General features: G+C 70.1%; 15 protein-coding genes. 10 read left to right on the top strand and 5 right to left on the bottom strand.

Going from position 1 to position 18,808, the window contains the following annotated elements:
• The first annotated feature begins 59 nt into the window (after nt 1-59).
• Nucleotides 60-1,061 (top strand): NUDIX hydrolase, encoded by a 1,002-nt coding sequence (locus ASF34_RS17270; RefSeq protein WP_056162826.1) that lies wholly within the window; start codon nt 60-62, stop codon nt 1,059-1,061.
• Nucleotides 1,062-1,118: 57 nt separating this feature from the next.
• Here ASF34_RS17270 and ASF34_RS17275 read toward each other — a convergent pair whose 3' ends face one another.
• Nucleotides 1,119-1,463 (bottom strand): MerR family transcriptional regulator, encoded by a 345-nt coding sequence (locus ASF34_RS17275; protein ID WP_056162829.1) that lies wholly within the window; start codon nt 1,461-1,463, stop codon nt 1,119-1,121.
• 77 nt (nt 1,464-1,540) lie between these two features.
• Between ASF34_RS17275 and ASF34_RS17280 the strand changes: the two genes are divergently transcribed.
• From ASF34_RS17280 to ASF34_RS17300, 5 genes are all read left to right on the top strand, one after another.
• Nucleotides 1,541-2,353: an aminotransferase class IV family protein gene (locus ASF34_RS17280; protein ID WP_056162831.1), complete on the top strand. Its 813-nt coding sequence runs from the start codon at nt 1,541-1,543 to the stop codon at nt 2,351-2,353.
• Nucleotides 2,354-2,546: 193 nt separating this feature from the next.
• A complete protein-coding gene (gene nadA / locus ASF34_RS17285; RefSeq protein ID WP_018042201.1) occupies nt 2,547-3,557 on the top strand; it encodes a quinolinate synthase NadA in 1,011 nt (336 codons plus the stop codon).
• A complete protein-coding gene (locus tag ASF34_RS17290) occupies nt 3,554-5,095 on the top strand; it encodes an L-aspartate oxidase (protein ID WP_056162835.1) in 1,542 nt (513 codons plus the stop codon). Before nadA ends, ASF34_RS17290 begins: the two co-directional genes overlap by 4 nt.
• A gap of 55 nt (nt 5,096-5,150) precedes the next feature.
• Nucleotides 5,151-6,011 carry a carboxylating nicotinate-nucleotide diphosphorylase gene (nadC, locus tag ASF34_RS17295; protein WP_056162837.1) on the top strand — a complete coding sequence of 287 codons (861 nt, stop codon included), beginning with the start codon at nt 5,151-5,153 and terminating at the stop codon, nt 6,009-6,011.
• A gap of 274 nt (nt 6,012-6,285) precedes the next feature.
• The gene (locus tag ASF34_RS17300) at nt 6,286-6,960 is read left to right on the top strand and encodes a L,D-transpeptidase (protein ID WP_018042198.1); all 675 of its coding nucleotides are present in this window, start codon (nt 6,286-6,288) and stop codon (nt 6,958-6,960) included.
• A gap of 85 nt (nt 6,961-7,045) precedes the next feature.
• Here ASF34_RS17300 and ASF34_RS17305 read toward each other — a convergent pair whose 3' ends face one another.
• Nucleotides 7,046-7,393 carry a DUF6460 domain-containing protein gene (locus ASF34_RS17305; protein WP_056150012.1) on the bottom strand — a complete coding sequence of 116 codons (348 nt, stop codon included), beginning with the start codon at nt 7,391-7,393 and terminating at the stop codon, nt 7,046-7,048.
• 252 nt (nt 7,394-7,645) lie between these two features.
• Between ASF34_RS17305 and ASF34_RS17310 the strand changes: the two genes are divergently transcribed.
• The 3 genes from ASF34_RS17310 to pdeM are packed head-to-tail and all read left to right on the top strand — an operon-like array spanning nt 7,646 to nt 11,985.
• On the top strand, nt 7,646-8,608 hold the full coding sequence (locus tag ASF34_RS17310) for an alpha/beta hydrolase (RefSeq protein ID WP_056150015.1): 963 nt from the start codon (nt 7,646-7,648) through the stop codon (nt 8,606-8,608).
• 6 nt (nt 8,609-8,614) lie between these two features.
• Nucleotides 8,615-11,239, top strand: coding sequence for a ligase-associated DNA damage response DEXH box helicase (locus tag ASF34_RS17315; protein WP_056162841.1), 2,625 nt, complete (start codon nt 8,615-8,617; stop codon nt 11,237-11,239).
• Between the two features lie 32 nt (nt 11,240-11,271).
• On the top strand, nt 11,272-11,985 hold the full coding sequence (pdeM, locus tag ASF34_RS17320) for a ligase-associated DNA damage response endonuclease PdeM (protein ID WP_018042194.1): 714 nt from the start codon (nt 11,272-11,274) through the stop codon (nt 11,983-11,985).
• Nucleotides 11,986-12,091: 106 nt separating this feature from the next.
• On the opposite strand, the gene ASF34_RS23255 is transcribed toward pdeM, so the two are convergent.
• Complete coding sequence (locus ASF34_RS23255) at nt 12,092-12,391, bottom strand: hypothetical protein (RefSeq protein WP_056162844.1); 300 nt, start codon at nt 12,389-12,391, stop codon at nt 12,092-12,094.
• 550 nt (nt 12,392-12,941) lie between these two features.
• On the opposite strand from ASF34_RS23255, the gene ASF34_RS17330 reads away from it, so the two are divergent.
• Nucleotides 12,942-14,408: an FAD-dependent monooxygenase gene (locus tag ASF34_RS17330; RefSeq protein WP_056163002.1), complete on the top strand. Its 1,467-nt coding sequence runs from the start codon at nt 12,942-12,944 to the stop codon at nt 14,406-14,408.
• A 4-nt stretch (nt 14,409-14,412) separates the two neighbouring features.
• Here ASF34_RS17330 and ASF34_RS17335 read toward each other — a convergent pair whose 3' ends face one another.
• The gene (locus tag ASF34_RS17335) at nt 14,413-14,850 is read right to left on the bottom strand and encodes a DUF3429 domain-containing protein (protein WP_056150023.1); all 438 of its coding nucleotides are present in this window, start codon (nt 14,848-14,850) and stop codon (nt 14,413-14,415) included.
• Nucleotides 14,851-15,083: 233 nt separating this feature from the next.
• Complete coding sequence (locus ASF34_RS17340) at nt 15,084-18,581, bottom strand: SEL1-like repeat protein (RefSeq protein ID WP_244479033.1); 3,498 nt, start codon at nt 18,579-18,581, stop codon at nt 15,084-15,086.
• Nucleotides 18,582-18,808: the final 227 nt, after the last annotated feature.

Consider the following 18,808-nt stretch of genomic DNA (forward strand, 5'->3'; position numbering starts at 1 on the left):
CGTTGATTCCGGCACACAATCTGCCATGAGACCCATTCACGGACCGGGGGGCGGGACAGGTGACGAGGGCGCAGGACGGGTTTGCGGTGGAGGCGACCGGCGCGCTTCCCAATCCGTCGGCGGTCGGGCTCGTCGCCGTCATCGTCGCGGCGACGGACGGTGAGCCACGCGCGCTCACGGTGCGGGTTCCGGGACAGGCCACGGGCCGTGAGACCGGGTTGCCGGCAGGCCCCCTCGTGCCGGAGCACCCCACGCTGGAGCGCGGCCTGCGCGCCTGGGTGGAACGCCAGACGCAGCAGCGCCTCGGCTATGTGGAGCAACTCTACACCTTCGGCGACCGCGACCGGCAGGGCGACGATTCGGCCGGCCTCCACTCCCTGTCCGTGGCCTACCTCGCCCTCGTGCGGGAGATGCGCTCGGCCTCCCTCCCTGACGCGTCGTGGCACAATTGGTATGCCTTCCTGCCCTGGGAGGATTGGCGCGCCGGCCGGCCCGAGACCCTGGACGGCATCGAGGCCAAGCTCCTGGCCTGGGCCGCCGGGGCGGTGGATGCCAAGGTCAGGCGCCGGCGCGAGGACAGGCTCGGGCTCACCTTCGGCATCGGCGGCGGGGCCTGGAACGAGGAGCGCGTGCTCGAACGCTACGAACTCCTGTTCGAGGCCGGGCTGATTCCCGAAGCGCAGGGGCAGGCCGGCGAGGCACACGCCACGGATATCGCCACGACGGGGCGCCCCATGACCTTCGATCATCGCCGCGTGCTCGCCACGGCGATCGGGCGGCTGCGCGGCAAGATCAAGTATCGCCCCGTGGTGTTCGAGCTGATGCCGCCGACCTTCACCCTGTTCCAGCTGCAGCGCACCGTGGAGGCCCTGTCCGGTGCCAATCTCCACAAGCAGAACTTTCGTCGGCTCGTGGCCCAGCAGGGGCTGGTGGAGGAGACCGACGAAGTCACGAGCGGCGCCGCAGGGCGGCCTGCCCGCCTCGTGCGTTTCCGCCGTGAGGTGCTGCTGGAGCGCCCGGCGCCGGGATTCCGGCTGACCCCGTCGCGGCGGTCGTCCTGACGCAGCGCGTGCCGGGGCGCGGGTCGGCCTCGGCGATGCGGCAATGGCCCGGCGGGACTACATCGTGGCCAGGATCGATTCCAGCAGGCTGCGGCTCTTCGCCAGTTCGGTGATGCGCTCGTCCACCTGCGCGATGTGCCGGCGCAACGTCTGCCGAAGCTCGTCGCAGGGTTCGAATGCGCCGCGCCCGGCGAGCGCACAGGGCAAGAAATCGCGGATGACCGGCAACGTCATCCCGGCCGCGCCGAGTGTCCTGATCCGCCGGACAATGTCCTCGTCCAGCGGCGTGTAATCGCGATACCCGGCGCCGGTGCGCTCCGGCGTGAGCAGCCCCTCCCCTTCGTAATAGCGCAGCATGCGCACGCTCACGCCCGTGCGCTTCGATAGCGTCCCGATCCGCATTGGCCGTTGACCCTGACAGTGCTGTCACGGATTAAGGCTGCGGCTCTTCGATGGAAACCAGTCGAGAGCGCTTTCCCATGACAGACGTCTTCGCCACCCGTGCTTGGATCGACGGGCGGTCCGCCACCGCCTCCGACCCCGCCCCCCTCGCCTTCGCCGGGTTCGCGCATTTCACCGCCATGCAGGTCCGTGACCGCCGCGTGAGGGGGTTGGACCTCCATCTCGATCGCCTTCGCGACGGGTCGCAGGCACTGTTCGGCCGCATCATGCCGGAGGAGCGCATACGAGACGCGCTTCGGATCGCCGTTGCGGACGCACCCGGCGACCTGTCGCTCACCGCGACAGTGTTTTTGCGTAGCGGAGAATTCCGCGTCGGCGATGCGACCGATGAGTGCTCGATCCTGGTCCGGACCTTTCCGCCGGATGACGGCCCCGCCGGCCCGCTGAAACTGGCCCTCACACCGCATGAGCGCTGGCGCCCAGAGGTCAAGCATGTGGGCGAGTCGGCGAAGACCCATCTCCTGCGCGAGGCCGCCCGGCAGGGCTTCGACGATGCCGCCTTCGTCGATCGCCAGGGACGGATCGGCGAAGCGACGATCTGGAACCTGGCCTTCTTGGACGGCGCGACAGTGACATGGCCGCAGGCCGGCATCCTCGCTGGGGTCACGATGGGGATCCTCCGCCGGCGATTGACCGCCCTCGGTGTCGCCCAGCGCGAGGCGGTCGTAGCGGCGGACGGACTCGGCGAGTTTTCCGGAGCCGTCGCGATGAATTCGTGGACGCCGGGAGTCGCCGTCGCTTCCATCGGCACCGTCACCCTGCCGCGATCCGGCGACCTCGCCGCCCTGCTGCATCGTGCCTATCGGACCGAACCGGCGCTCGACGTCTGATCGTCCCTGCATGCGATCAGGAACTATCGCGCTCGACCATGCAGGAAGGGACGGCGGTGGCTGAGGATGACGTTTGCACAATATCGCACTGCAAAATGAATATGCTCAGGCTCAGCATATCTAGACAAGCGTATCTCGCGCGCCTACGTTAGTCGGCACAATGCTCAGATTGAGCATAACTGAGGACGCGTCCATGGCGGCCACGAGTTTTCCGATCGACCGGGTTTCGACCCTGCCTCTGCCCGAGATCTACGCCCGCGTGAGCCGGCATGTCCCGGCCATCGAATGGCCGGCCCTGGCCGACGACGTCGCGGCGATCCTGGAGCTGAAGAAGACCCGCAACGCGGTCATCCTCGCTCATAACTACCAGGCGCCCGAGATCTTCCACACGGTGTCGGACATCGTCGGCGACAGCCTGGCGCTGGCCCGCGAGGCCATCAACGTGGATGCCGACGTGATCGTGCTGGCCGGCGTCCATTTCATGGCGGAGACGGCCAAGCTGCTCAATCCGGGCAAGACCGTCCTGATCCCCGACATGCGGGCCGGGTGTTCGCTCGCCGATTCGATCACCGCCGCCGACGTGCGGGGCTTGCGCGAAAAGTATCCCGGCGTGCCGATCGTGACCTACGTCAACACCTCCGCCGCCGTGAAGGCGGAATCGGACGTGTGCTGCACCTCCGGCAACGCGGTGGATGTGGTGCGCTCGCTCAATGCGCCGCGCGTCCTGATGATCCCCGACGAGTTCCTGGCACAGAACGTCCAGGTTCTGGTGCCCGAGGTCGAGATCCTCACCTGGGCCGGCCATTGCGAGGTCCACGAGCAGTTCACCCCCGCCGACATCGACGAGGTGCGCGAGAGCTATCCCGGCGTCACCGTCATCGCCCATCCGGAATGCCCGCCCGACGTGGTGGCGGCCTCGGACTTCTCGGGGTCGACCGCGATGATGATGAACTTCGTCACCGAGAAGCGGCCGCGTCAGGTGGTGCTCGTCACCGAGTGCTCCATGGGCGACAACATCGCCGCCGCCAACCCGGACATCGAGTTCATCAAGCCCTGCAACCTGTGCCCGCACATGAAGCGGATGTCGCTGCGGAACATCCGGCATGCGCTGGAGACCCTCACCCACGAGGTGACGGTGGAGCCGGAACTCGCCGAGCGCGCCCGCGCGGCGGTGGAGCGCATGCTCGCGGTGCGTCCGCGATGAACGCGCATTCCCCGTTCTCCTTCACCCTCTCCGGCTCTGATCGGGTGATCGTCGTCGGCGCCGGCGTCGCCGGCCTCGCCACGGCTTTGCGGCTCAGCCCCCGCCCGGTCACCCTCGTCACCGCATCGCCCCTCGGCAGCGGCACGGCGACCGGCTGGGCGCAGGGTGGCATCGCCGCCGCCATGGCCGAGGACGATGCCGCCGCACTGCATGCGGCGGACACGGAGGCCGCAGGCGCCGGCCTCACCGACCCGGCCGTCGCCCTGCGGGTGGCGCAAGCCGGCCCCGGCCTGATCGAGTGGCTCGTCGGCCTCGGCGCGCCCTTCGACCGGGATGCCGCCGGCGCCCTGGCGCTCGGCCTCGAAGCGGCGCATTCGCGCCGCCGCATCGTCCGGGCGGGCGGGGATTCCACCGGGCGGATGGTTCTCGACACGCTGCTGAAGGCCGTGGCGCTGACGCCGTCCATCGAGATCCTGGTCGCCGATGTCCGCGGCCTGCTGCAGGACGAGAGCGGCGCCGTCGCCGGCCTCGTCTGTGAGCGCGACGGTGCCTCGGTGCGGCTCGCAGCGCGGTCGGTGGTGCTCGCCACCGGCGGGCTCGGCTCCCTCTACGCCTCCACCACCAACCCGCGCGGGGCCACGGGCCGGGGGCTGGCGCTCGCGGCCCGCGCCGGGGCGACCCTACGCGACATGGAGTTCGTGCAGTTCCACCCCACCGCCATCTCGGTGGGGCTGGACCCGATGCCGCTCGCCACCGAAGCCCTGCGCGGCGAGGGCGCGCGGCTGATCGATGCGAATAGCGAGCCGGTGATGGCTGGCATCGCCGGGGGCGATCTCGCGCCTCGCGACGTGGTCGCCCGCGCGATCTTCCAGGCGCGGCGGCGCGGCACCGAGGTGTTCCTCGATTGTCGCGGTGCCCTCGGCGCGCGCATGGCGACGCGGTTCCCCACCGTGGCGGGCCTCTGCGCCGCCTCCGGCATCGATCCGCAGCGCCAGCCGATCCCCGTGCGGCCGGCGGCGCATTACCACATGGGCGGCATCAAGGTGGACGGTGCCGGCGCCAGCACCGTGCCCGGCCTGTTCGCCTGCGGCGAGGTCGCCTCCACCGGCCTGCACGGCGCGAACCGCCTCGCCAGCAACTCCCTCCTCGAAGCGATGGCCTTCGCCCCCTGGATCGCCGAGGCCGTCGCCTCCGTGCCCGCACCCGGTCCGGCGGAGATGGCCGAGCCACGCCGGCACGACGAGGCCGATCACGACGCGATCCGCCAAGTCATGGAAGCCGATGTCGGGGTGGTGCGTGACGCCGATGGTCTCACCGACGCTGTGCGCGACCTCGCGCCGGCGGCGAGGCATGGCTCTGACGCGGCCCTCACCGGGTTGATGGTCGCGACCTCGGCGCTGTCTCGCCACGAGAGCCGGGGTGCCCATTGGCGCAGCGACCACCCGGAGCAGGCACCGGCCCGGCACAGCGACGTGACGCTCGCCGAGGTTTGGCGGATCGCGGAGACCGTCTCGGCCGATACGGTCGCTCCGGTTTAGATCGGACGACCGGGACTTCAGGCCCCCTACCAGCGACCATCTTACGAGCGACCCCATGAGCGATGCCCGTCTCGTCCCCCTCCCCCGTCTCCTCGTGGAGCCGATCGTCCGCGCGGCTCTGCTGGAAGATCTCGGCCGGGCCGGCGACATCACCACCGACGCGATCGTGCCCGCCGATGCCCGCCTCTCCGGCGTCATCGCGGCCCGGCAGGACGGGGTGATCTCCGGCGTCGACGCGGCCATCATCGCCTTCGGGCTGATCGACCCGGCCGTGTCGGTCGTGGTCGAACGGGGCGACGGCGCGCGGGTCTCACCCGGCGACGTGGTGATCCGGCTCGACGGTCCGGCGCGCGCCATCCTCACCGCAGAGCGCGTGGCGCTGAACCTGCTGTGCCGCATGTCCGGCGTGGCCACCGCGACGGCCGGCCTCGTGGAGGCGGCCCGGCCGCACGGCAAGGCGCGCATCGTCTGCACCCGCAAGACCACGCCGGGCCTGCGTTCCCTGGAGAAACACGCGGTCCGGGCCGGGGGAGGCTCCAATCACCGCTACGGCCTCGACGATGCCGTGCTCATCAAGGACAACCACGTCGCCGTGGCCGGCGGGATCGTTCCCGCCATCGAGCGGGCACGGGCCTATTCCGGGCATCTCGTGAAGATCGAGATCGAGGTCGACACGCTGGATCAGCTGGCCGAGGCCCTGTCTGTCCGCGCCGATGCGGTACTTCTCGACAACATGAGCCCGGACCAGCTGCGCGAGGCCGTGCGGATGATCGACGGGCGCGCCATCGCGGAGGCCTCGGGCCGCATCAACCGCGAGACGGTGGGCGCCATCGCCGCCTCCGGCGTCGACCTGATCTCCAGCGGCTGGATTACCCATAGCGCGCCGATCATCGACCTCGGCCTCGACGCGGTCTGATCCGGAGGACCACGGCGTCCGGCGCGGTTCCGGTTCCGCCGCGTCGGAGATTGTTCCCGGCCGACCTGGCCCCCGGACAATAATCCCTGCGAATACGGCTAAGCCGCCACACTGTGGCCATGGAGTCACGACCCCGGCGCAACCATCGCTTCATCGCGAATTCAGCTTGGCTTTGGGGCGGCAGCGTTTACGTCTTGGCGATCGGAAAACGGTATCCTGTGTCGCGTTACCGACCGTGTTTCCCCCACGTTTCGCCTGCCTTCGAGAGGCTTTGATGCGCCGTATCGCCCCCGCCCTGTCCGGGCTCGCCTGCATGGTTGGTGTCTGGGCCTCGCCCGCCGCCGCCTATGAGATCGACCCCCTCACCCGCCAGCCCCTGGACAACGCGCTGGTGCTGCGCGTGCGTCCGCAGGCGGAGCCCGCCCCCGCCGCCGTGGTGGCGGTGCCCACCGCCAACGCCTCGCTCAACCCGGCCGACCCGATGGCCTCGGCCGTGCCGCAGATGTCGGCGATCCAGCGCGAGCAGGTCGCCTTCGGCGGCAATTACGCTCCCGGCACCATCGTGGTCTCCACGGCCGAGCGCCGGCTCTATTACGTGCTCGGCGGCGGTCAGGCCCTGCGCTACGGCGTCGGCGTCGGTCGTCCCGGCTTCACCTGGGGCGGCACCCAGACCATCACGATGAAGCGGGAATGGCCCGATTGGCGTCCCCCGGCCGAGATGCTGCGCCGTCGCCCCGACCTGCCGCGCTTCATGAAGGGCGGCATCGAGAACCCGCTCGGCGCCCGCGCCATGTATCTCGGCGGCTCGATCTACCGCATCCACGGCTCCAACGAGCCGGAGACGATCGGCACCGCCGTGTCGTCGGGCTGCATCCGCATGACCAACGACGACGTGGCCGATCTCTACACCCGCGCCAAGGTCGGCGCGAAGGTCATCGTCCAGCGCTGATCGTTTTCGACACGCGTCGAATTGAAAAAGGCCGGCGGAAACGCCGGCCTTTTCCGTGTCCCTCGGTAGAATGCGGTCCGCTTGCCTATTTCGAGACCGACAGGAACCGCGACAGCAGCCAGAGCGGCACCACCACCACGGCACCGGCGAGGATCCAGCGGCCGAAATCGTGGAAGGTCTCGAACCCGAGGTCGATGAGCGCGCGGCCCGCATCGTAGATGTGCCAGAACAGCAGGCCGGGCGTAATGCCCAGCGTCGCCATGATGGCGCCGACGAGGATGGACAGGAACAGCAGCTTCACCAGCACCGCCATGGGCGAACCGCCGAGGAAGCGCCGCAGGGCCGAACGCGGTTGTCCATCGGAATAGCCACTCCCGACGGGGGGACGGCCCTGGTAGGGTCCCTGTCGGCGCGGGTCGTTGTCGACGATCATGCTGTCATCCTCTGGCCGTGATCCGACGGCTGAACTCTTTCGGACATATGGGGCCTCATCGGCGTCTCTGAAGCCGGCGAACCCGGCGGAAGCGTGACCGATGCGACACACCCGAACGAAACCGTCTGTCCATTGGGGCGTTAGGGCGTTTCGCGCCGGCCCTGCGACTGGCATCGGTGCGGGCTTCGCCCACATTCGACGCGCCAGCCCGAATGCCGCTTCGGCCCCACACTGGATGAGACGAACCGTTCCATGATCGACCACGCCCTCTTCGACCCGGCGACGATCGATCCGGAGACCCACCGCCTCAACGCCGAGATCGTCGCGGCCCATGCGGCCCAGGCCGATCCCTGGTCGATCCCCCTCTCCGAGGTGCGCGCGCGCCGCCGGCAGGGAACCCAGGCCTCGCCCGCGATGCCGCGCAGCGCCCGCGCCGAGACGGTGGTCATCGACGGCCCCGACGGGCCGCTGTCCCTGAGGCTGATCCGCCCCGACGCCCGGAAGTGGAAGAAGCTGCGCGGGGCCTATCTCCACATCCACCGTGGCGGCTGGGTCTGGGGTGCCGCCGACGAGCAGGATCCGTGGCTGGAGCGGATCGCCGATGCCTGCGGCTTCGTCTGCCTGTCCGTGGAGTACCGCCTCGCCCCGGAGCATCCCTATCCGGCGGCTTTGGAGGATTGCGAGGCGGCGGCCCTGTGGCTCGCCGGTCCGGGCAAGGCCGAGTTCGGCATCTCGGCGCTCACCATCGGCGGGGAATCTGCGGGCGCGCATCTCGCCGTGATGACGCTCCTGCGCCTGCGCGACCGGCACAACCTGCCCCGCGCCTTCCGCGGCGCCAACCTCAATGCCGGTTTCTTCGATCTCGGCCTGACGCCGAGCGTGCGCAATTGGGGCGAGACCCGCCTCGTGGTGAACACCCAGGACCTCACCACCTTCGCCAACGACTACGTGCGCGACGGCATCGACCGGCGCCGCCCCGACGTGTCGCCGCTCTATGCCGAGCTGAAGGGCCTGCCGCCTGCCCTGTTCTCGGTGGGCACGCACGATCCGCTGCTGGACGACACGCTCTACATGTCGTCGCGCTGGGCGGCGGCCGGCAATGGCGGCCATACCGCGATCTATCCCGGCGGCTGCCACGTCTTCGTGCGCTATCCCGGCGCCATGACCGAGCGCGCCCTCGAACTGATCGACCGGTTCCTGATGGCGCTCGCCTGATGACTCTTGCCTGAGGGCTCCCTCCCCGCGCGGTTCGAGGCCTGGTTCGCCTCGCGCGGATGGGCACCCCGGCCGCACCAGACCGAGTTGCTCCGGATCGTCGGCGACGGGCGCTCGGCCCTGCTGGTGGCGCCGACGGGAGCCGGCAAGACGCTGGCGGGCTTCCTGCCGAGCCTCGTCGCCCTGTCCGAGCGCGCCCCATCGCGAAAAACGCGGGGGCTCCACACCCTCTACATCTCGCCCTTGAAGGCGCTCGCCGTCGACATCGCCCGCAACCTCGAAGCGCCCATCGCCGAGATGGGCCTGCCGATCCGGGTCGAGACCCGCACCGGCGACACCCCCTCGCACAAGCGCACGCGCCAGATCGAGCGCCCGCCCGACATCCTGCTGACGACGCCGGAACAGCTCGCCCTGCTCATCGCCCATCGCGAGGCGGCCGAGCTCTTTGCGAACCTCTCCTGCGTGGTGCTCGACGAGTTGCATGCGCTGGTCACCTCGAAGCGGGGCGACCTGCTGTCCCTCGGGCTGGCGCGGCTCCACCGCCTCAGCCCGAACCTCACCGCCATCGGCCTCTCCGCCACGGTGCGCGAGCCGGACGATCTGCGGCGGTATCTGGTGCCGCAGGGCTCGATGACCCTCCCCCCTCTGCGGGGGAGGGTGCCTGCGGAGCAGGCGGGAGAGGGGGCGACCTCTCCGGAACCGGCGCTCCCCTCTCCCGACCCGCTTCGCGGGCCACCCTCCCCCGCAGAGGGGGGAGGGTTCGGTGATGCCATGGCCGACCTCGTCGTGGTGAAGGGCGGGGCGGCACCCGACCTGCACCTGCTCGATACCGGCCTGACCCTACCACTGGCCGGCCACACCGCCTCACAGGCGATGCCGGCGATCTACGACCTGATCCAGGCGCACCGGACGGTGCTGGTCTTCGTCAACACCCGGCTCCAGGCCGAGTACACCTTCCAGGAACTCTGGCGGATCAACGAAGACTCGCTGCCCATCGCGCTCCATCACGGCTCCCTCGACGCCAGCCAGAGGCGGCGGGTGGAGGCGGCGATGGCGGCGGGGCAATTGCGGGCCATCGTCTGCACCGCCACCCTCGATCTCGGCATCGACTGGGGCGATGTCGACCTCGTCGTGAATATCGGCGCGCCGAAGGGAGCGAGCCGGATCATGCAGCGGATCGGGCGCGCCAACCACCGCATGGACGAACCGTCGAAAGCCTATCTCGTCCCCGGCAACCGCTTCGAGATCCTCGAATGCCAAGCCGCCCTCGATGCGGTGGAGGCAGCGGCCCAGGACACGCCGGATGCCCGCCTCGGCGCGCCGGACGTCCTCGCCCAGCACGTCCTCGGCATGGCCTGCGCCAATGCGTTCGATCCTTTGCAGCTTTACGACGAGATCGTCTCGGCGGCGCCCTACGCCACCCTGTCCTGGGAGGATTTCGAGGCGGTGGTCGATTACGTGGCCACCGGCGGCTACGCGCTGCGCGCTTACGAGCGCTTCGCCAAGATCCTGCGCGGGCCGGACGGGCTGTGGCGGGTGCGCGATGCGCGGACCGCCCAGCAATACCGCATGAATGTCGGCACCATCGTCGAATCCGCCAAGGTGAAGGTGCGTCTCGCCCGCGGGGTGCGCGGCAAGCCGGGCGCCATCCTGCCGAAGGGCGGGCGCGTGCTCGGCGAGATCGAAGAGGATTTCGCCGACACCCTGACGCCGGGCGACACCTTCCTCTTCGCCGGCGAGGTGCTGCGCTTCGAGGGCCTGTCCGAGGACGAGGCCCTGGCGACGCGGGCGGGCCCCGGCACCGACCCGGCGATTCCCTCCTATGCGGGAGCGAAGTTCCCGCTCTCGACCTTCCTCGCCGCCCGTGTCCGCGCCCTCATCGCCGATCCGTTCGAGTGGGACCGGCTGCCGAAGCAGGTGGCGGATTACCTCCTGCTCCAGCGCCAGCGCTCGATCCTGCCCGGCCCCGAGGGCTTGCTGGTGGAGACGTTTCCACGTGGCGGCCGTCATTACCTCACGGCGTTCCCATTCGAGGGCCGGCTCGCCCACCAGACCCTGGGGATGCTGCTCACCCGGCGCATGGAGCGCGCGCGCCTGCGCCCGCTGGGTTTTGCCGCCAACGATTACGGCATCGCCGTCTGGATGACCCGCGACGTGAGCGAGGCCATCGCCCGCGAGCCCGGTTTCCTGGCCGACTTGTTCGCGCAGGACATGCTCGGCGACGATCTCGAAGCCTGGCTCGACGAATCCTCCATGATGAAGCGCACCTTCCGCCAATGCGCCGTCATCGCCGGGCTGATCGAGCGGCGCCATCCCGGCCAGAAGAAGACCGGGCGGCAGGTCACCATGTCCACCGACCTCGTCTACGACGTGCTGCGCAAGCACCAGCCCGACCACCTGCTCCTGCGCGCCGCCCGGCAGGATGCGGCAACCGGACTCCTCGACGTGGCCCGCCTCGGCATGATGTTGAGGCGCATCCAGGGGCGAATCACCCACAAGGCGCTCGATCGCGTCTCGCCGCTCTCCGTGTCCGTCATGCTCGAAATCGGGCGCGAGAAGGTCTACGGCGAAGGCGCGGACGAGATCCTGGCCGAGGCCGAGGCGCAGCTTCTCGAAGAAGCGCTCGGGTGACGCGCCCCTTTCCCGGATTAGAGGATGCGATCTTGGCGCTCGGCCAGAAACTCGAACGGACCATCAAAACCCCCGGCCTAACTCTGGCCGGCGAAGCCCTCACCCTCGACCTCTGCGGTGGATTGTGGCTCGCCGCGCACCGGACCCTGATCGTCTCCGACCTGCATCTGGAGAAGGGCTCGGCCTTTGCCGCGCGCTCGGGCCAGTTCCTACCACCCTACGATACCCGCGAGACCCTGGCCTGCCTGCACGAGGCGGTGGCCCGCTTCGACCCGGCCTGCGTCGTGGCTCTGGGCGATTCCTTCCACGATGCGCGCGGCCCCGAGCGGATGGAGCCCGGCGACCGCGCCATGATCGCCGCCCTGCAGGAAGGCCGGGACTGGGTCTGGATCGCCGGCAACCACGACCATGCCGTGTCGGAGGGCGTCGGCGGGCGCTATGCCGAGACGCTGGCCCTCGGTGGCCTGACCCTGCGGCACGAGCCGCTGCCGGATGCGCCGGAGGGCGAGATCGCCGGCCATCTGCATCCCTGCGGCAAGGTCGCCATGCGTGGCCGGGCGGTTCGGCGGCGCTGCTTCGTCACCGACGGGAAGCGCCTGGTGATGCCGGCTTTCGGCGCCTATGCGGGCGGCCTCAACGTGCGCAACCCGGCCTTCGATCCGCTGTTTCCCGCCGGCTTCACCGCGCATCTCCTGGGAGACGGCCGGGTCTTCGCCATCGGCAAGGCGATGCTGGCGCGGGACTAAGAGTGCTCACAAAACTCCCGATCACGGTCGGTCCCGCTGCGAGCATGACGGCGCAGCGGGAGTTTTGTGAGAGACACTCAGCGCCGATCGAGAGGGAGCCGTCCCGTCAGGCCTTGATGTCGGCGAAGGCCCCGACGATTTTCTCCCGGCCTTGCTTCACCAGTTCCTCGATCTTCTCCTTGATCACGTCGTTGATCTTTTTGAGCTCATCCTGCGGCATCCCGGCCAAACCCTCCTCCGTGAGGCCCATCTTCTTGAGGATCTGTTCGCGGATCTTCTCGGCGGGCGTCATCTTGGCATATTTCAGGAAGTCTTCCTTCGCCGACGCCTCCGTCGATCCGGACGATGTCGCGCGGACGGGGTAGCTCGCTCCCGGGGCGGATATTCCGTTGAGCCCGATGGACATGGCGGCACGATTTTCCCAGCGATACACGCCTGCATTGCAAGAACGACGCCGCCGGTCGCGACGGAAAATCCTGTTTTATGTCAGGTGCTTAGAGAACCCCCATCGCCGCTGGGGCATCCTGCGTGGTAAATTCTGCCCGGCCATCGATGCCGAGTAACGACGGCGGCATGGGGGTACTCTCCGATCTAAGGGCGTCGTTGATCGGGTTCATGGGTCGACGACCCGGGGAGTATGGACCATCCCAACCAACCCCCTCATCCTGAGGCGCTGCAGCGCAGCGGAGGCCTCGAAGGAGGGCTCCAGTTCGCTCGGCGCGTCCTGGAGGGCTCCTTCGAGGCCGCTCACGCGGCGCCTCAGGATGAGGTCGCGTTTCGGTCAGGCAAGCGGCCGGTCGAGGGCGAACGAGAACAGCACGGCTGCACTCAGGGACGCCAATCCGCAGCCGATCGGAAGCCACCACGCGGTCGTCTTCGTCTCCGTCGCTGCCCCCAGCCCGGAATGCCGGTACAGTGGTGGCGAATACGAATCGCAGCGGAGCCAGGGCACGGTCATGCTTCAAGCGCTCATCGTCGGGGCCGGCCCGGTCGGCCTCACCCTCGCCGCCGAACTCGCCCGATACGGCATCGGCCTCCGCCTGATCGATAAGAGCCCGCAGCCGACGCAGACCTCGAAGGCCCTCGTGGTCTGGGCGCGCACCCTCGAACTCATGGACCGGATGGGGTGCAGGCAGGCTTTCCTCGACGCCGGCCTGCGCGCCCACGGGGCGACCCTGCGCAGCGCCGGCAGCATCCTCGGCCATATCCGGTTCGACACCGTCGCCAGCATCTACAACTTCGCCCTCATGATCCCGCAGCGGGAGACCGAGCGCCTGCTGATCGAGCATCTCGCCACCTTCGGTGTCGCGGTGGAGCGCGAGGTGGAGCTCGTGAACTTCAGACAAGGCGACGACCACGTCGAGGCGACGCTGCGCCACGCGGACGGTGCGGAGGAGACCATGTCGGCATCCTGGCTCATCGGCTGCGACGGCGCGCACAGCAAAGTGCGGCACGGCCTCGATCTCGCCTTCGAGGGAGAGGCCCAGGGGGACGATTGGCTTCTGGCCGACATTCGCCTGGAGGGCGACGGCGCACCGCCCGGCGACGAGATCGCGACCTATCTCCACCGGGACGGGCCGCTCGTCGTCTTCCCGATCCCCGGCGGGCGCGCGCGGGTGATCGCCCAGGTCGGCAAGACCGATCCGGCGCATCCGCGCCCGGACCCGACCCTCGGCGACGTGCAGGCCCTGGTGGATCAGCGCGCGGGCGGCTTTCGTGTCGTCGATCCGGTCTGGCTCACGCATTTCCGCATCAACGAGCGCAAGGTCTCGCAATATGCGCGGGGGCGCGCGATCCTGGCCGGCGACGCGGCGCATATCCACAGCCCGGCCGGTGGCCAGGGCATGAATACCGGGATGCAGGACGCCATCAACCTCGCCTGGAAACTGGCGATGGTGCAGCGGAAGCAGGCCGCGCCCTCGCTCCTCGACAGCTACGGCCCCGAGCGCAACGCCGTCGGCGACATGGTTTTGCGCAATGCCGGCCGGCTCACCGACATGGCGACCCTGTCGAACCCTGTGGCGCAGGGCGTGCGCAACCTCGGGCTCCGGTTCATGCTCGGCTTCCATGCCGTGCAGGACAAGATGGCGACCACGATGAGCGAGGTGGGAATCGCCTATGCCGACAGCCCGCTGTCGCACGGCCCGGAGGCCGGGATGCGCTGGGCACCGGCGCAGGATGACGGAAAGCCCCCCGGTTCCGGATCGGTGCCGCTCTTCGTCCTCTATGCGGCGGATTCGGAACGAGGCGCCGCCTTCGCCGCGCGGTTTCCCGCCCTCGTCGAGCCGACGCCGCGACGCCCGCCCGACGGCGACCGGCTGATCCTCGTGCGGCCCGACGGCTATGTCGGCTTTTCCGGCACGGCCGAATCCTGGGAAGAAGCCGGGGACTATCTCGCGCGGCTGAGCCCGGACCGGCCCTGAACCCTCACGCCGCGATCAGCAGGGCGCAGCCGGCCACCACCGACAGGACGAGCCGCAGGCGCCCGAGCCAGCTCGGAACGAGTCCGCGCCGGACGAGGTCGAGATCGACGATGCCCCAGCCGAGGACGAGGAGGCCGAGCACCCGCAGGTCCCACGGAACGGGACAGGCGAGCGCCGCCCAGGCGATGAGGGAGGGCAGGATGGCGATGACGTAGTCGCGCCCGCCCGCACCGCCGGAAGCGGCAGCCCCCCAGCGGATGCCGCCGAGGAACGAGGCGATGACCGCGCCGTAAGTGGAAAGGATGGTGCGCGGGGCCAGGCCGACATTGCCGAGGCCGCCATCGCTGCCGCTGAGGGAGAGAACCGCGAAACCCAGAAAGGGAATGAGGCCGGCGACGCCGAGAACGAGGGCTGACGTCGGTATGGGCGTCACACGCGCCATCAAATCTCCGGCTCCGTTATCCGCGATCCGGGAGGCTGGATCGCATCGATCTCGATCATATACACGGTTGCGACGGCCCGGAACGCCGACCGGACGCCACGCCACCGACGGGCTGGCGCCTCGCCAAAACCCGGACAAGCTCTTGTTACGAAACGCCGATTCGCTGCGGCGCCGCGTTCTTACCGGCCATGCGCGTCGCTATCACGCGCGGTCCCTGTCATGCGCGGCTCACGTCATGCGCCCGTGCTGCGGCGCGGCGCCGGCACCGGCGCGGCGGGGGGCGGAGCGCCGATCAGGCTCATCGATCCGTCCACCCCGGTGCCGGTCGGCGCGGGGGGCTCGTTCACGGCCTGGAGCGGCGCCTTCGGTTTGAAGGCGGTGCTCAGGCTCTGCGCCGTGACGAGATCCTTCGGCGAGAGCTTCGCGGCGACGTCGTCGCGCTTCCGGCCCGCATCGTCGTCGCCCTGGGCCGCGGCGGCGGAGAACCAGAGGTAGGACTGGACGAGATCCTGCTGCACACCGAGGCCGCGCGCGTACAGGACGGCGAGGTTGTACTGGCTGTCGCGCATGCCGTATTCGGCGCCGCGCCGGAACCATTGCGAGGCCGTGGTGTAGTCCGGCTTGCCGTTCGCGGCGGGGTTCTCGGCATAGACCACGGCGAGGTTGTGCATCGAGCGGGCATGGCCCTGCTCCGCCGCACGCCCGTACCAGAGCTTGGCCTGGGAGAGGTCGCGCACCACCCCGGAGCCCTTCTCGTAGAGGCCGCCGAGCTTGTACTGCGCCGGGGCGTAGCCGGCACCGGCCAGGGCCTCGAACAGCTTCGCCGCCACGGCGAAATCGCGCGGCATGCCGCGCCCTTCGAGGGCACGGGAAGCGAGGTCGTAGACGGAGGCGCCGTCGCCATCGAGGGCGGCCTTGCGAAGCTGCGCGAGCCCGGTGGGCACGGCGCCGAGATCGCCCGCCAGGTCGTGCAGCGCGGCGACCTTCGGCACGGTGCGCTGGGGCGGCCGAGATGCGGCTTCGGCAGTAGCGGTCGCCGGGACGGTCGGTGGCGGCGCGACGTCGGAAATCGACTGGGTGGTCTCGGGGTCGGGCCGAGCGGTCGTTTCCGTGCCGGCCGGTGAAGCGCTGGCCGGAGAGGTGCCGGCCGTCGCGGCGGTGGAGGCCTTGTCCGGGCTCTCGGACGGTTCGGCCGGAGCCGCCGTCGTGGCGGCGAGCTGCGGCGCGGACGCGTCGGCGCCGCCACGGCGGGTGTTGATGGCCTGCAGCGCTCCGAGTGCCAGGACGATGGCGGCGAGGCCGAGGAGCAGCGGCTTGCGGCGCTTGTCGAGTTCGGCGCGCAGCCGCGCGCCGCGCCCGGGGACGGGGGCTTCCGCGGCGTTGTCGGATGAGGCGCGGCCGCGCATCCCGGGCGAGCGGGCAGCCTCGGCCGCCTCGTTCTGCGCCGCCTGCGCCGCGCGCCGGGCGGCGGCGATGAAGCTCGTCTTGATGTCGCTCTCGGTCGGCGCGGCGGCATCCGTCGCGGCGTCGGCGGGACGATCCGGGCTCGGACGCCGGGTGCCGGGCTCCAGCGGCAGGTCCGTCACATGGCCCAGTTCGAAGGATTGCGTCGTGGGGCTCACCCGCAGGGCTTCGGGGCGCCGAACGCCGATTCCGCTCTGCATCGGCGCACGCTCGTCCACGCGGCCGGTGGCGACCGCGAGGCGCTCGGCGAGGTCATGGGTCGACCAGGCGTGGTTGGTGGGGAGCGCTCCGCCCTCCGCCAGGGCGCCGAGCTGGCCGACGAGCTTGTGCAGGGTCGAATGGACACCGTCGAGGGTCGCCTGCATCCGCTGCTCGGAGGCGGCCTGATGCATGCGAAGGTCGGCGAGGCTGGCCTTGAGCAGTTCGAGTTCGCCGGTATCGCCGGTGGTCCCGATGCTCTCGGCGACGGCGTTGCGCGCCGCCCGCTCCACGGCGGCCTCGATCGGTGCTTCGTCGCGCAGGGCCGAGACCTGGGCCAGGAGGTCGGACATCGTCCGCTCGAGCCCCGCGAGGGCCGGGTCGGCGTCCCGCGTGTCGATACGGCTGGCGAGCGCCAGGACCTGCTTTTCCAGGGCATCCAGCCCCTCGGCGCGCGGCCCGACGGGGCCGCCCACACGGTCGAGCTTCTCGGCGAGGTCGTGGAGCATGCCGTGGATCGAGGCGAGGTCGCCGCCGGGAATCACCGGCCGGCGCAGGGTCTCGCCCAGGTCTTCGAGGCGGCCGATCAGGTCGCCGACGGGATTGACGCTGGCCCGCTCGACCTTGTCGGCCAGGGCGTCGATGCGCACGATGATCGCGTCCGAATTGCCGCCGCCGCCGGAGGCACCGTCACGCAGGGCGTCGAGCTTGGCGCCCATCGCCTGGATCTGTTCCTCGATCCCCCCCGATGGCGGGGTCCGCAATCCGGTGCGGATCTCTTCGAGCAGGGGCCGCAGCTCGGCCATGTTGGAGCCGTCGCCGCCGACGCCGCCCTGCAGCTCGGTGATCTGGGCGCTGATGGCCTGGAGACCCTGCGCGAGGCTCTGGATCCGTTCCGGCCCGGCCAGGGCGGCGATCAGGCGGCGGATCTCGTCGAGCTCGCGGAACAGGTTGCCGAGCTCGTCGCGGTCGGCGAAGCCCGGCGTGCTGTTGCTGAGCGCGCCGTCGACCTTCGCCGCGAGGCGCTCCACGTCATTGGCGACGCGGGCATGGACGTTCTCGGCCACGTCGTCGGCGAGACGGGTGACCTGAACGCGGATCAACTCGATCGGGGCCGCGATGGCGGCGAGGTCGGCCGGCTCCTGGGCGCGCTGGACCCCGGTGACGAGGGAGCGCATGGCCTGTTCGAGGGCGCCGACGTCGCGACCCGTGGCGAGGCCGCCGATCGATTCGCGCAGGCGGCTCGTCTCGGCCTGCAATTCGGAAATGGCGGGAGACGGCATCCGGAGAGCGGCACCGCTCGCCTTGCCCTGGGCGGGCGTCCCGTCGGAATCGAGTTCGCGCTGGCGCTGGCGGATCTCGGCGACGGCGTCGCGGATCTCGGCCTCCGCCGGACGGCCGCGCCGGCCGATCGGCCGCGGGGACGCCAGCTGCTCGCCGAGCTCGACCATGCGGCGCTCGATCTGGCCCAGGCGCTCGGCCATCTGCGCGGCCGGGGACAGGCCGGCATCGAGCACGGTGCTGATCCGGGCCTCGATCTCCTCGATCGTCCGGCTCGCCGCCTGTTGCGAGGCCTGCTGGTCCTGACCGATCTTGTGGTCGATCCGGTCGAGACGCCGCATCATCTCGGCGATCGAGTTCGTGAACGGCTCGACCGGGTCCGAAGCGACGGCCGCGACTTCGGCGGGGGCAGCGACTTCGGCGGGGGCAGTGACTTCGGTGACGGCCGCGACTTCGGTGACGGCGGCGATCTCGGCGGCGGGCTCGGCCTCCGGGGAGGATTCGGGAGCGGCGGCGGCCTCGACGACCGGTGAGGGTTCGGGAACGGCGGCGGTCTCCACCGGGGCGGGCGGCACCGGCGACGGGACCTGCCCCTCCGGGCGGGGCCGGGCCTGATGGTGCGTGGACGAGGAGGTGCGGGAACGGCGCGCCTTGGGCTTCTGATCCGGCGAGACGATGGACGCGATCCAGGCTTCCACCGGCACGCCGGCGCGGCGCGCCACGTCGCGCGCGGCGTCGAGGACTTCCGGGTCGAACTCTTCCAGGTTCAGCGTCGCGTTGCGTTTCATCGTCAAACCCGGGGCAGCGAGGTCCGTGACCCAATCCGACGTGTCGTTGTGCAACGTGGGGGTGTCGCAGCGGCAGGCAAACGGATCGATTGCCCACGACATTTGATACTCTTGGTAAACAGCGGGTTAAGCCCTGTACCAAACTGACCATATCTCTCGGGAAAGGCGCCGGAAGGCGCCCCCCCTTCCCCTCTCGGGCTCGATAGTTTATATGTGAACCATTAAGC

This window comes from Methylobacterium sp. Leaf106 (genome assembly GCF_001422895.1).
Classification (GTDB): Bacteria; Pseudomonadota; Alphaproteobacteria; order Rhizobiales; family Beijerinckiaceae; genus Methylobacterium; species Methylobacterium bullatum.

Bases quoted from the DNA above. Each gene is read 5' to 3' on its own strand.
- ASF34_RS17275 (WP_056162829.1), bottom strand. From the start codon at position 1,463: ATGCGGATCGGGACGCTATCGAAGCGCACGGGCGTGAGCGTGCGCATG.
- ASF34_RS17280 (WP_056162831.1), top strand. From the start codon at position 1,541: ATGACAGACGTCTTCGCCACCCGTGCTTGGATCGACGGGCGGTCCGCC.
- nadA (WP_018042201.1), top strand. From the start codon at position 2,547: ATGGCGGCCACGAGTTTTCCGATCGACCGGGTTTCGACCCTGCCTCTG.
- ASF34_RS17290 (WP_056162835.1), top strand. From the start codon at position 3,554: ATGAACGCGCATTCCCCGTTCTCCTTCACCCTCTCCGGCTCTGATCGG.
- nadC (WP_056162837.1), top strand. From the start codon at position 5,151: ATGAGCGATGCCCGTCTCGTCCCCCTCCCCCGTCTCCTCGTGGAGCCG.
- ASF34_RS17300 (WP_018042198.1), top strand. From the start codon at position 6,286: ATGCGCCGTATCGCCCCCGCCCTGTCCGGGCTCGCCTGCATGGTTGGT.
- ASF34_RS17305 (WP_056150012.1), bottom strand. From the start codon at position 7,393: ATGATCGTCGACAACGACCCGCGCCGACAGGGACCCTACCAGGGCCGT.
- ASF34_RS17310 (WP_056150015.1), top strand. From the start codon at position 7,646: ATGATCGACCACGCCCTCTTCGACCCGGCGACGATCGATCCGGAGACC.
- ASF34_RS23255 (WP_056162844.1), bottom strand. From the start codon at position 12,391: ATGTCCATCGGGCTCAACGGAATATCCGCCCCGGGAGCGAGCTACCCC.
- ASF34_RS17330 (WP_056163002.1), top strand. From the start codon at position 12,942: ATGCTTCAAGCGCTCATCGTCGGGGCCGGCCCGGTCGGCCTCACCCTC.
- ASF34_RS17335 (WP_056150023.1), bottom strand. From the start codon at position 14,850: ATGGCGCGTGTGACGCCCATACCGACGTCAGCCCTCGTTCTCGGCGTC.
- ASF34_RS17340 (WP_244479033.1), bottom strand. From the start codon at position 18,581: ATGAAACGCAACGCGACGCTGAACCTGGAAGAGTTCGACCCGGAAGTC.